Source organism: Polaromonas sp. P3_A5 (assembly GCF_056403055.1).
The window spans coordinates 657,984-670,108 of sequence record NZ_JBFUGF010000001.1 but is presented as its reverse complement, the minus strand read 5'-3'; the positions used below and the strand labels follow the sequence as shown (position 1 = coordinate 670,108).

Sequence of the window (12,125 nt, the reverse complement as noted above, 5' to 3'; positions counted from 1 at the left end):
CACATCAAACCACCCATAAAACAAAGCAAAGAGGAAGTCATGCAAACTGCACAACACGCGGTGCCCGTCACGTCGAGCGTTCTGGCAAGCAACCCAGCAACCGGCGATACCAACGCGCAAAGCAACCCGCTCGCCCATTACCAGATCATTCGCCGCAATGGCGGCGTGGTGCCGTTCGAACCCAACAAGATCGCCGTGGCCATGATGAAGGCTTTCCTGGCCGTGCATGGCACGCAGGGTGCGGCTTCGGCCAGCGTCCGCGAAACCGTTGACGGCCTGACCCAGGCGGTCATCCGCGCCCTGATGCGTTCGCGCCCAGGCGGCGGAACCTTTCATATAGAAGACGTTCAGGATCAGGTCGAGCTGGGCCTGATGCGCGGCGGCCACCACGAGATCGCCCGCGCTTACGTGCTGTACCGCGAAAAGCGCACGCAAGAGCGCGCACGCCAGCCGCAAACCCAGGCGCCCGCAGCGCCGCTGATCCATGTGACCGACCGCGGCAACCGCGTCGCGCTGGACATCCGCAACCTGCAGGCGTTGATTGAAGCCTCCTGCGCCAACCTGGGCGCGGATATCAAGCCCGACCCGATCGTTGCGGAAACCATGCGCAACCTCTATGACGGTGTGCCCATTGACGAGGTCTACAAGGCGTCCATCCTGGCAGCGCGCACCCTGATCGAGAAAGACCCTGACTACACCTACGCCACCGCACGCCTGCTGATGCACACCATCCGCCGCGAAGTGCTGGGTGAAGAAGTCAGTCAGGAAGACATGGCGATTCGCTACGCCGAGTATTTCCCGCAGTTCATCGCCAAGGGCGTACAAAACGAGCTGCTCGACGAAAAGCTCCAGCAGTTCGACCTGGCCCGCCTGGGCGCCGCGCTCAAGCCCGAACGCGACCTGAAATTCGACTACCTCGGCCTGCAAACCCTGTTTGACCGCTACTTCCTGCACGTGCGCAAACAGCGCATCGAGCTACCACAGGCTTTCTTCATGCGCGTGGCCATGGGCCTGTCGCTCAACGAGATCAACCGCGAAGAACGCGCGATCGAGTTCTATGAAATCCTCTCGTCCTTCGACTTCATGTCGAGCACGCCCACCCTGTTCAATGCCGGCACGCTGCGCTCGCAGCTGTCGTCGTGCTACCTGACGACCGTCGCCGACGACCTGGGCGGCATCTACGACGCCATCAAGGAAAACGCGCTGCTGTCCAAATTTGCCGGCGGCCTGGGCAATGACTGGACGCCTGTGCGCGCCCTGGGCGCCCATATCAAGGGCACCAACGGCGAATCGCAAGGCGTCGTGCCTTTCCTCAAAGTCGTCAACGACACCGCCGTGGCGGTCAACCAGGGCGGCAAGCGCAAGGGCGCCGTCTGCGCCTACCTGGAAACCTGGCACCTGGATATTGAAGAGTTCCTGGAACTGCGCAAGAACACCGGTGACGATCGCCGCCGTACGCACGACATGAACACCGCCAACTGGATTCCCGACCTCTTCATGCGCCGCGTGATGGAAAAGGGCAGCTGGACGCTGTTCTCACCGTCGGACACACCCGACCTGCACGACAAGTTCGGCAAGGACTTCGAGAAAATCTACACCGCCTACGAAGCCAAGGCCGAGCGCGGCGAAATCAAGCCATCCCGCAAGCTGCAGGCCACCGACATGTGGCGCAAGATGCTGTCGATGCTGTTTGAAACCGGCCATCCCTGGATCACGTTCAAGGACGCCTGCAATGTGCGCTCGCCGCAGCAACACACCGGCGTCGTGCACTCGTCCAACCTGTGCACCGAAATCACACTCAACACCAGCGACACCGAAACTGCTGTCTGCAACCTCGGCTCGGTCAACCTCGTCCAGCATCTGAAGGACGGCGCAGTCGACCACGAGAAGCTTAAAAAGACCATTACCACGGCCATGCGCATGCTGGACAACGTGATCGACATCAACTATTACGCCGTCAAGAAGGCCCGCGATTCCAACATGCGCCACCGCCCTGTGGGCCTGGGCATCATGGGTTTCCAGGACTGCCTGTACGAGCTGCGCGTGCCTTACGCTTCCCAGGAAGCTGTCGAGTTCGCCGACAAATCCATGGAGGCTGTCTGCTACCACGCTTACTGGGCATCGACCGAACTGGCCAAAGAGCGCGGTAAATATGCCACGTACAAAGGCTCGCTCTGGGACAAGGGCATCCTGCCGCTGGATACGCTGGACATGCTGGCCGAGCAGCGCGGCGGCTATGTGGAAGTCGACCGCTCCGCCAGCCTTGACTGGGACGCTTTGCGCAAGAAGATTGCCAAAGACGGCATGCGCAATTCCAACTGCGTGGCCATTGCGCCCACAGCCACCATCTCCAACATCATTGGGGTGGATGCTTGTATCGAACCCTGCTTTGGCAACCTGTCGGTCAAGTCCAACCTGTCGGGTGAATTTACCGTCATCAACCATTACCTGGTCCGCGACCTGAAGCGCTTGGGCCTATGGGACGACGTGATGGTGGTGGATCTGAAGCACTTTGACGGCTCCCTGCGCCCGATCGATCGCGTACCGCAGGACGTCAAAGCGCTCTACGCCACGGCGTTTGAGATTGAAACTTCCTGGATTGTCGAGGCGGCAGCGCGCCGCCAGAAGTGGATTGATCAGGCACAGTCGCTCAACATCTACATGGCAGGCGCTTCGGGCAAAAAGCTCGACGACACCTACAAGCTGGCCTGGCTGCGCGGCCTCAAGACGACTTACTACCTGCGCACGCAAAGCGCGACGCACGCCGAGAAGTCGACCGTGACCGCGGGCAAGATGAACTCGGTGTCATCGGGTACCGCGACGGCAGGCGGCGGCATGAGCGCGCTCGAAGCGGCAGCCGCCGCAGCGCAGGCGCAGATGAGTGCATCGCCCGCGACCGACATCAAATTCTGTGCAATCGATGACCCAGGTTGCGAGGCCTGCCAATAAAACACCGAATCGTGCGCTGAGCTTCATCGCACGATTCGATGTAATTGAGCAACACAATTTTGTAGCGATGTGAATGAACACTTTTCATTTTGTATCGCTGCTTTCATAATCCCAAAGTATTGGAAACCTCTATGTTGACCTGGGACGAAGAAGTCAAACCATCTTTGCAAACATCTCACAACAGCGGCTTGCCTGAAGGCCGCTCGATGGAACTTCCGCCTCTTTCTTTGAACACTGCCGAGCAGCCCCAGGCGCAAGTGCGCATGCTCAACGACGGCGCGTTCGCACCTGTGCAAGCTGCAGCACCTTCTACGTCTGCCGCCGCACCCGCCAAGGCACAACGCGTCAAGGCCTCCGACAAACGCATCATTAATGGCCAGACCGACGTCAACCAGCTGGTGCCGTTCAAATACAAGTGGGCTTGGGAAAAATACCTCGCCACCTGCGCCAACCACTGGATGCCGCAGGAAGTAAATATGACGCGCGACATCGCGCTCTGGAAAGACCCGAACGGCCTGACCGAAGACGAACGCCGTCTGGTCAAGCGCAACCTGGGTTTCTTCGTGACCGCCGACTCGCTGGCAGCCAACAACATCGTGCTGGGCACCTACCGCCACATCACCGCACCCGAATGCCGCCAGTTCCTGCTGCGCCAGGCTTTTGAAGAAGCCATTCACACCCACGCCTACCAGTACATCACTGAATCACTGGGCCTGGACGAAGCCGAAATCTTCAACGCCTATAACGAAGTGCAATCGATCAAGGACAAGGACCAGTTCCTGATTCCTTTCATTGAAGTGATTTCCGACCCTCACTTCAAAACTGGCACTACCGAAGCTGACCAGACCCTGCTCAAGTCGCTGATCGTGTTTGCTTGTCTGATGGAAGGCCTGTTCTTCTATGTGGGCTTCACGCAGATTCTTGCCCTGGGTCGCCAGAACAAGATGACCGGCGCCGCCGAACAGTACCAGTACATCCTGCGCGACGAGTCCATGCACTGCAACTTCGGCATCGACCTGATCAATCAGCTCAAGCTGGAAAACCCCCATCTCTGGACGGCGGACTTCAAGGCCGAAATCAAGGCATTGTTCATGAAAGCCGTCGAACTGGAGTACCGCTACGCCGAAGACACCATGCCGCGCGGCGTGCTCGGCCTCAATGCGTCCATGTTCAAAGGCTACCTCCGCTACATTGCCAATCGCCGTGCCACGCAGATCGGACTTGAAACTCTCTTCCCCAACGAGGAGAATCCGTTCCCATGGATGAGCGAAATGATCGACCTGAAAAAAGAGCGTAACTTCTTTGAAACCCGTGTGATCGAGTACCAGTCCGGTGGTGCCCTTTCCTGGGATTGATTGACCAGAAAAATACGCGAGACAAGCGAACAATGATTTCAAGAATTGCAATGACCAGTGACAGCACCGAAGAGTGCGCGTTGGGCTTTGCTCCTGTGTTCGCGGCGCTGGGACCGGTTTATCCGGGGCCCAACGCCGTGAATCGCTTTACGTACTCCAACCGTGAAGTGCTCTTTGCAACGTGATCAAGGAGAAAACTATGGCAACTGCGAAAAAAACTGCGGCTAAAAAAGCTGCTCCAAAGAAAGCCCCTGCGAAAAAAGTAGCGGCTAAGAAGGCTCCTGCGAAAAAAGCAGCAGCGAAAAAAGCTCCGGCTAAAAAAGCTCCAGCGAAAAAAGTAGCGGCCAAAAAGCCAGCTGCGAAAAAATCGCCAGCGAAAAAGCCAGCAGCCAAGAAGGTAGCGGCCAAGAAGCCAGCAGCGAAGAAAGCTGCAGCGAAAAAGCCAGCAGCCAAGAAGGCCGCGAAAAAGGTAGCGAAGAAACCAGCGGCGAAGAAAGCCGCTGCGAAAAAGCCTGCCGCCAAGAAAGCAGCGAAAAAGCCCGCTGCGAAGAAAGCCGCGAAAAAACCTGCTGCCAAAGCTGCGAAAGCACCCGCTGCAGCGGCTGCCCCTGCGGCTCAGACTACTCTGAACCCGCAAGCTGCCTGGCCGTTTCCGACAGCCAGCAAGCCGTAAGCAGTAAGGTAATTCTGCTTAGAGCCCGATATCGAAAGATGTCGGGCTTTTTTCATGGCTGGGCCGTTCCTGAGGCCATCCACAATTGACACCCCTGACCCCTGTTTACCGCCGCCGGACCACTCCAGCCATGAAACCGTTCCCCGCGCTGCCCGAACTTCCTTTTCTGCGACGGGAAAAGAATGGGGACGTTCTGATCGACATCCATGTGGTGCCCAACGCCGCCAAAACCGAGATGATGGGCCTGCATGGAGAGGCCGGCCAGCAGGCGCTGCGCCTGCGGCTGCAGGCACCGCCCGTGGACGGCAAAGCCAATCAGGCGCTGGTGAAGTGGCTGGCCGGTTGCCTCGGCGTTCCGCAGCAGGCGGTCACGCTGGCCCGCGGAGAGGCTTCAAGGCGCAAGCAGTTGCGCGTCAGCGCTGCAGCGGCAAGCCAGGCTGCGTGGAATGAATGGCTGAAAGCACTGGACCACCGCGAGCCATAGCCCCACGTAAAGCGCCGCGAGAAGTAGGCGAAAGGGGGCGTAGCTATTAATTCGATAGCTTCTTGCGCCCGTCCAGTCACGCTCAATCGCCGATTTTCTCTGAATTCAGCGTGTAGTTCTGGCCGCCGCGCGTCGCGATCTTGTGTGCACCTACCCGGTTGCCCAGCGCGGCGCAGCGGTCCAGCGCCCAGCCTTTTTCCAGGCCAAACAGCAAAGCGCCGCGAAAGGCATCGCCGCATCCCGTCGGGTCGACCACAGTTTCGGCTTTCACCGGCGGCACGAGGGTTTTCTCGCCGCCAATCCAGACCTCGCAACCTTCCGCGCCCAACGTCACCACCAGGCCCTGCACCCGGCGGGACAATTCGGCGCATGACAGGCCCGTGCGGTCACACAGCATTTTGGCCTCGTAATCGTTGACGGTCACCCAGGTGGAAAGTTCCACAAAGTGGGAAAGCTCCTTGCCGTCAAACATGGGAAGGCCCTGGCCTGGATCAAAAACGAAGGGGATACCAGCCAGCTTGAACTGCTCGGCATGCTGCAGCATGGCATCGCGCCCGTCAGGCGAGATAATGCCCAGCTTGATGTCATCGCGTGCGTCAATGCGGGTGACATGGGCCTGCATCATGGCACCCGGATGAAAAGCCGTGATCTGGTTGTTGTCCCGGTCGGTCATGATCATCGCCTGGGCGGTGTAGGTGTCGCCCACCTGCCGCACAAATTCCGTGCTGATGCCCAGCGTCTTCATGCGCTCCACGTACTCAGCGCCGTCGCTGCCGACCGTGGCCATGGGCAGCGGCTTGCCGCCAAGCTGCTGCAGGCTGTAGGCGATGTTGCCGGCGCAGCCGCCAAATTCACGGCGCAGCGCCGGCACCAGAAACGACACATTCAGAATATGCAGTTGATCGGGCAGTATCTGCTCCGAAAAGCGCCCCTCAAAGGTCATGATGGTGTCAAACGCCAGGGAGCCACAAATAACAGCAGACATTCAGTTCTCTCGTTTCAATCAGGGGTAAAAAACCAGGACACGATAGCCAGCCACTCGCAAGGGAGCCGCCGGCGCAGAAGACGGCGGCGACGCTGCAGCTGCAGTGTCCGGATCACCGGATATTTTCATGATGACCAGGCCGGGCATTTCGGAGCGGGGGGCCAGGGTCGGCGATTTGGCGCCAAACTGTGCCGGCGTCAGGATGCGGCGCACCACGGCCTGGTCCTGCGAATCGGTCAGGGTCACTTCCAGGGAAGGCATTTCCAGAAGCGTCACACCCGTGTTTTTGAGCGTAAAACTGAGGCGATAGGCATCAGGGCCGATGCGGTTGAAGGTGGAGCTGTCTATGACCAGCGACTCGATATGCCGCGGCGCACGAATGTCACAGTGCAACTGGCCGCAAATACCCTGAAGCGCCGGCACGAGCCGGGGCTCCAGGGCGGCCAGCGTGTCCCTTTGCTGGACAGCCCACTGCAAGACCAGCACGGCCAGCAGCAGCAGGGATAACAAGGCCATAGTCCACCGGGTCAGCGGCCGTTTCCAGAACGCCTTGCGCTTGGCCTCCCGCACAAAAGACACATCGTGCTCCACGCGCGAATCCGGCATGCCGGAGTCCACGTCCGAAAAGGCAAAACTGGAATCATCATCGACCGCCGGACGCACCATCACCGGCCGGCGGGCTGGCGGCTCATCCGGCAACACGCTATCGGGCAGTTCCATCGGATCCTGCTGACGTTCCTGTTGAGCCCGCTTCCAGCGTCCAGGGTCAAAATCAGCCGCACTGTCCTGCGCATCATCGGCAGGGCCAGTGCCGGAAGGCCTTAGCGGCACCCGGTCGGCAAATGACCTGGCCGGCGCCCATTTCTGTGGGTCCGCAGCAGCGGCAACAGCCACGACTGGCGGCGCCGGCGCAGAAGGGACAAATTCCGGCAGCGGCATGGGTTCGGTGTCCGCGACCGCAAACGGTACGGCGGGCACGGGCGATGCCATGTCACGCGGCAGCAGATGCGCGGACGCATCAAAGACTTCAGCGCAATGCCCGCATCGCACCCAGCCCTGTGAGACTTTGAGTTGGTCGGTCACGACTTTGAACATCGTGCCACATGCGGGGCAGCGCGTAATCAGGCTCATTTAGCGCTGTATTGTAGGGGGCTCACCCCCGCTGACGGCCTGAAAACCGCCAGGCACCGGGTTGAGCCGGCTCAGAAGCCGGCGGTCATCAAGATCCAGCCTTCTTGCGCATCGTGCACGGTGAGCTGGCAATAGGGTGCGTAGGCCTCTTTCAGTTCTTCAGCCTGGCGCTCCAGAATGCCGGCCAACACGAGATGGCCGCCCTTTTCGACATGTGCGCACAGCAGCGGTGCCAGCACTTTCAGCGGTGTGGCCAGGATGTTGGCCAGCACGGTCCGGTATTGACCGGACGCCTTGTCGGGCAAGCCAGCGTTGAGCGCCACATGGTTGGCTTCGGCATTGGCGCGCGTCGACTCTACGGCAGCCGGGTCGATATCGACAGCGTCGATGTCCAGCCCGCCGAACTTGGCCGCACCAATGGCCAGGATGCCCGAGCCGCAGCCGTAGTCGAGGACACGACCTAGATCTTTTCCGTCTGAGCCCTGGCTTGCAATCCATCGCAGGCACATGCGCGTAGTGGGATGGGTTCCGGTGCCGAAGGCCAGCCCCGGGTCCAGGCGAATGACTTGTTTGGCCTCGGCAGGCGGCTCATGCCAGGTCGGCACGATCCAGAATTCGGGCGTGATGTCCACCGGGGTGAACTGCGACTGCGTCAGGCGCACCCAGTCTTGTTCCGGCACAGGCTGAACAGCCACCACGCTGCAGCCGGCAAAGAAATCTTGCGCCGCCAGCACACCGGCCGCGTCTCGTGCCAAGGCTTCGGTGGCAAACATTGAAACGATGCGCGAACGCTCCCAACCCGGCTTGGGCGGCGGCATGTCAGGCTCACCAAACAGCGCCTGCTCAGCCGGCGTCTGCGCGTCAGCGTCTTCCACCGACACGCTGAGCGCATCCAGCGCGTCAAGCGCCTCGCTGAGGGTTTCGACTTCATCGACAGGGGCCAGCAGGATCAGTTCAAACATGGTTTAGGCGCACTGGTTGGTTTCGACAATGGCAACCCTTGCAAGCAGGGGCCGCGGAACCGGCTTTGCCGGGCCGCAGGCGCAGCGGCCCCCTCGGGGGGCAGGAAGCTACACGAAGTGAGCGACCGTGGGGGCCACATCCACCGTGGGGGCTAACGCTCTCGCTTTGACAACCACTCTTCAAGGTAGTGAATGTTGGTGCCGCCGTCCATGAACTTGGCATCCACCATCAGCTCGCGGTGCAGCGGGATATTGGTGTTGATGCCTTCCACCACGGTTTCAGCCAGCGCCGTGCTCATGCGGGCCAGCGCCTGCTCCCGCGTATCGCCGTGAACAATGATCTTGCCGATCATGGAGTCGTAGTTGGGCGGCACAAAATAGTTGGCGTAAATGTGCGAGTCCACCCGCACACCCGGCCCACCCGGTGTGTGCCAGGTCGTGATACGGCCCGGCGAAGGGACAAACTTGTAGGGATCTTCCGCGTTGATGCGGCATTCGATTGAATGGCCTTTGAGCTGGATATCGCGCTGGGCAAAAGGCAGCTTTTCACCGGCCGCCACCATGATCTGGGTGCGCACGATGTCCACGCCGGTGATCCATTCGGTGACCGGATGCTCGACCTGGACACGTGTGTTCATCTCGATGAAGTAGAACTCGCCGTTTTCGTAGAGGAACTCAAAGGTGCCCGCACCGCGGTAGCCGATTTTCTTGACGGCCGCGACGCAGCGCTCGCCGATGCGCTCAATCAGCTTGCGGGGGATGCCCGGTGCCGGCGCTTCTTCAATGACTTTCTGGTGGCGGCGCTGCATGGAGCAATCGCGCTCACCCAACCAGACCGCGTTTTTGTGCTGGTCGGCCAGGATCTGGATTTCGATGTGCCGCGGGTTCTGCAGGAATTTCTCCATGTAGACCTCGGGATTGCCGAAGGCCGCGCCGGCTTCGGCCTTGGTGGTCTGCACCGCGTGCAGCAAAGCCGCTTCGGTGTGCACCACGCGCATGCCGCGCCCGCCGCCGCCGCCGGCCGCTTTGATGATGACCGGGTAGCCGACCTGCTTGGCAGTGCGCTTGATGACGACCGGGTCATCGGGCAAGGCACCTTCAGAGCCAGGTACACAGGGCACACCGGCCTTGATCATGGTCTGCTTGGCCGAGACCTTGTCGCCCATGATGCGGATCGACTCCGGCGTGGGGCCGATGAACTTGAAGCCGCTTTTTTCCACGCGCTCGGCGAAGTCGGCGTTTTCACTCAGGAAACCGTATCCGGGGTGGATGGCTTCAGCATCCGTCACCTCGGCGGCCGAGATGATGGCGGGCATGTTGAGGTAGCTGTCTTTGGAAGGCGCCGGGCCGATGCAGACCGACTCGTCGGCCAGCTTGATGTATTTGGCCTCGCGGTCAGCTTCGGAATAGACCATCACGGCCTTCACGCCGAGTTCGCGGCAGGCGCGCTGGATGCGCAGGGCAATCTCACCCCTGTTGGCGATCAGTATTTTCTTGAACATGCGTCGGTAAGCCTGGTTTGGAAAGGAGGCAAGGCGCCCGCTTACTCAATGATGAAGAGGGGTTGGCCGTATTCGACAGCCTGGCCGTTTTCCGAAAGGATCTTGGTGACGGTGCCCGATTTGTCGGCTTCGATCTCGTTGAGGATCTTCATGGCCTCGATGATGCAGATGGTTTCGCCTTCCTTGATGACGCTGCCGAGTTCGACAAAAGGCTTGGCGCCGGGGCTGGCAGAGCGATAAAAAGTGCCCACCATGGGCGACTTGACGGCATGGCCGGCGGGGGCTGCGGGCGCTGCTTCGGCAACCGGTGCGGCAGGCGCGCCGGCCGCGGGCGCCGCTGCGGGAGCTGCTACCATGGCAACCGGCTGCTGCATCACCAGGGGAGCGCCGCTGGATTTGACAATACGCACCTTGCCTTCGGCTTCAGTGATCTCCAGCTCGGAGACGTTGGACTCTGAGACGAGGTCAATCAGGGTCTTGAGTTTTCTTAAATCCATAGGTTCTCTCCAACGACGGTAGATGCTGGCGCGGGATCTCGGCGCAGCTTTTTTGACTGAAAGGCTGGAAACGGAAGGCACTTGACGCGGCCACCGATCTTCCTTCTTTTTTCACTTACTTTCTGCTTTTACGCTTTAAAGCGCTTATCAGTTAATTACTGCGGGGACGAGCCAGGCGGCTTACCCCGGGAAAGCGCAGAGTGTACATCAAGCCGGAGGCCATTCCCCACCGTCTGGCGGCTGGCCGCTCTGCCTCAAAAACCCCGCGGAAGATGCCGTTAGAAGCTGTTCCCGACTGTTACCGAAGGTTTCGATGCAGCACGGCCCATCAGCAATGTTCTGCCGCTAATTGAGCTTGGCCCAGAGCGCCAGGTCTTCCGGCAGGACTTTGCCGATCTTGCGATGAAGCAGTTCGCCGGAAGCGCTGAACACCGCGGTAAAAGGCAGGCTGCCTGCGAGATTTCCCAGCGATTTGCTGAGATCGGTTCCGCCCAGACCGGCCATGCCGACCGGAAAATGCAGCGGCTTGGTTTGCAGCCAGGTTCGCACCGCGCTGGGCTGGTCGACAGCCAAACCCAGCACTTGCAGGTTTTTATCGCGATTTTCCTGGTAGAAGTAATCCAATAATGGCAACTCCTCCACACAGGGCGGGCACCAGGTGGCCCAGAAATTTACCAACAGCAGCTTGCCGCGAAAGCTGCTCATGGACAGGTTCTTGCCGTCGGGCGTGTCGAAGTTCAGGCTCCAGAATGCGTCGGTCGCGCTGCCAGATGTACTGCCGGGAGTGGGCGCCACCACTTTTTCATCCACCGCGTGAGGCTGGAATTTCCACCAGGCGACGCCTGCACCGGCCAGGCCGGCCAAGGCGGCGGCACTGCCATAAAGCATGTTTCTGCGGTTCACGTGTCTGAAGTTCCGGGTTGGGGGGAAAGCAATTTTTGCACGGCAGCCAGGTCCCCCCGCGGGGTCCGTCCCTTGGCGTCGGGCCTGAGGGCGCCCCGCAGGTCGTCGTGGTCATAGACCATCAGATGCACGCCCACCGTCTCGTTCAAAGGTTTGCACACACTTCGCAGACTGAGCGCTTCCACGCTGTCACCGGTGAAGCCGGTCACGGTACGCGGCTCGTAGTCCACATTGTGCTCAATCAGGGCAATCTCGGCTGATTTGGGGTCATCGCAAAACAGCTGGATATAGATGTCGGACAGCCGCGTGGCCGTACCGTGCCAGACGGCGCCGCCCAGGTAGGGCCGAAATTGCACTAGCCGTTCCATCCAGACCAGCGCCAGTTCACGCAGCGCTGCCAGCTCGGCGGGCTGGGTGTCGGCACAGAAAAGCGCGATGTATTCGCGGACAGCGTCTTCCAGCTCGTCATTGCCCGGCAGTTCGGTACGGGCGGGCAATGCCATCTGTTTGACGGCGCGGCGTTTGGCCGGACCATATTCCAGCCCTTCTTCCACCACCAGCGCGGCGGCCGTGGCGGCGATTTCGGATTTAAGGGTATGAGGTGTCAAGATCGGCTGGCTTCGACCAGGCAAGGCCAAATCGAAGGTCAATGGGTGATGCGGATAAATGATACGGGTGCGGGCG

Annotated in this window: 12 protein-coding genes; 5 read left to right on the top strand and 7 right to left on the bottom strand. The window is 60.2% G+C overall.

What is annotated here, in order from left to right:
• Nucleotides 1-39: 39 nt before the first annotated feature.
• From AC1DU8_RS03205 to AC1DU8_RS03185, 5 genes are all read left to right on the top strand, one after another.
• Nucleotides 40-2,949, top strand: a complete 2,910-nt coding sequence (locus AC1DU8_RS03205; RefSeq protein ID WP_457281066.1) for a ribonucleoside-diphosphate reductase subunit alpha — start codon at nt 40-42, stop codon at nt 2,947-2,949.
• A 131-nt stretch (nt 2,950-3,080) separates the two neighbouring features.
• Nucleotides 3,081-4,304, top strand: coding sequence for a ribonucleotide-diphosphate reductase subunit beta (locus AC1DU8_RS03200; RefSeq protein ID WP_457281067.1), 1,224 nt, complete (start codon nt 3,081-3,083; stop codon nt 4,302-4,304).
• Nucleotides 4,305-4,354: 50 nt separating this feature from the next.
• Nucleotides 4,355-4,489: a hypothetical protein gene (locus AC1DU8_RS03195; protein ID WP_457281068.1), complete on the top strand. Its 135-nt coding sequence runs from the start codon at nt 4,355-4,357 to the stop codon at nt 4,487-4,489.
• Between the two features lie 14 nt (nt 4,490-4,503).
• On the top strand, nt 4,504-4,977 hold the full coding sequence (locus AC1DU8_RS03190) for a histone H1-like DNA-binding protein (protein WP_431098248.1): 474 nt from the start codon (nt 4,504-4,506) through the stop codon (nt 4,975-4,977).
• A 130-nt stretch (nt 4,978-5,107) separates the two neighbouring features.
• On the top strand, nt 5,108-5,461 hold the full coding sequence (locus tag AC1DU8_RS03185; RefSeq protein ID WP_457281069.1) for a DUF167 domain-containing protein: 354 nt from the start codon (nt 5,108-5,110) through the stop codon (nt 5,459-5,461).
• Nucleotides 5,462-5,543: 82 nt separating this feature from the next.
• On the opposite strand, the gene AC1DU8_RS03180 is transcribed toward AC1DU8_RS03185, so the two are convergent.
• The 7 genes from AC1DU8_RS03180 to AC1DU8_RS03150 form a co-directional block, all read right to left on the bottom strand.
• Entirely contained in the window at nt 5,544-6,446 is a 903-nt protein-coding gene (locus AC1DU8_RS03180; protein WP_457281070.1) for a carbohydrate kinase family protein, read from the bottom strand.
• 18 nt (nt 6,447-6,464) lie between these two features.
• Complete coding sequence (locus tag AC1DU8_RS03175; RefSeq protein ID WP_477690274.1) at nt 6,465-7,577, bottom strand: DUF3426 domain-containing protein; 1,113 nt, start codon at nt 7,575-7,577, stop codon at nt 6,465-6,467.
• A 71-nt stretch (nt 7,578-7,648) separates the two neighbouring features.
• Entirely contained in the window at nt 7,649-8,539 is an 891-nt protein-coding gene (gene prmA / locus AC1DU8_RS03170; RefSeq protein WP_477666634.1) for a 50S ribosomal protein L11 methyltransferase, read from the bottom strand.
• A 152-nt stretch (nt 8,540-8,691) separates the two neighbouring features.
• Nucleotides 8,692-10,041 carry an acetyl-CoA carboxylase biotin carboxylase subunit gene (accC, locus tag AC1DU8_RS03165; RefSeq protein ID WP_457281072.1) on the bottom strand — a complete coding sequence of 450 codons (1,350 nt, stop codon included), beginning with the start codon at nt 10,039-10,041 and terminating at the stop codon, nt 8,692-8,694.
• A gap of 41 nt (nt 10,042-10,082) precedes the next feature.
• A complete protein-coding gene (gene accB, locus AC1DU8_RS03160) occupies nt 10,083-10,538 on the bottom strand; it encodes an acetyl-CoA carboxylase biotin carboxyl carrier protein (RefSeq protein ID WP_457281073.1) in 456 nt (151 codons plus the stop codon).
• A 345-nt stretch (nt 10,539-10,883) separates the two neighbouring features.
• Nucleotides 10,884-11,441 (bottom strand): TlpA disulfide reductase family protein, encoded by a 558-nt coding sequence (locus AC1DU8_RS03155; protein ID WP_457281074.1) that lies wholly within the window; start codon nt 11,439-11,441, stop codon nt 10,884-10,886.
• Nucleotides 11,438-12,049, bottom strand: a complete 612-nt coding sequence (locus tag AC1DU8_RS03150; protein ID WP_457281075.1) for a hypothetical protein — start codon at nt 12,047-12,049, stop codon at nt 11,438-11,440. The genes AC1DU8_RS03155 and AC1DU8_RS03150 overlap by 4 nt, the downstream gene beginning before the upstream one ends.
• Nucleotides 12,050-12,125 lie beyond the last annotated feature (76 nt).

Bases quoted from the DNA above. Each gene is read 5' to 3' on its own strand.
- AC1DU8_RS03205 (WP_457281066.1), top strand. From the start codon at position 40: ATGCAAACTGCACAACACGCGGTGCCCGTCACGTCGAGCGTTCTGGCA.
- AC1DU8_RS03200 (WP_457281067.1), top strand. From the start codon at position 3,081: ATGTTGACCTGGGACGAAGAAGTCAAACCATCTTTGCAAACATCTCAC.
- AC1DU8_RS03195 (WP_457281068.1), top strand. From the start codon at position 4,355: ATGACCAGTGACAGCACCGAAGAGTGCGCGTTGGGCTTTGCTCCTGTG.
- AC1DU8_RS03190 (WP_431098248.1), top strand. From the start codon at position 4,504: ATGGCAACTGCGAAAAAAACTGCGGCTAAAAAAGCTGCTCCAAAGAAA.
- AC1DU8_RS03185 (WP_457281069.1), top strand. From the start codon at position 5,108: ATGAAACCGTTCCCCGCGCTGCCCGAACTTCCTTTTCTGCGACGGGAA.
- AC1DU8_RS03180 (WP_457281070.1), bottom strand. From the start codon at position 6,446: ATGTCTGCTGTTATTTGTGGCTCCCTGGCGTTTGACACCATCATGACC.
- AC1DU8_RS03175 (WP_477690274.1), bottom strand. From the start codon at position 7,577: ATGAGCCTGATTACGCGCTGCCCCGCATGTGGCACGATGTTCAAAGTC.
- prmA (WP_477666634.1), bottom strand. From the start codon at position 8,539: ATGTTTGAACTGATCCTGCTGGCCCCTGTCGATGAAGTCGAAACCCTC.
- accC (WP_457281072.1), bottom strand. From the start codon at position 10,041: ATGTTCAAGAAAATACTGATCGCCAACAGGGGTGAGATTGCCCTGCGC.
- accB (WP_457281073.1), bottom strand. From the start codon at position 10,538: ATGGATTTAAGAAAACTCAAGACCCTGATTGACCTCGTCTCAGAGTCC.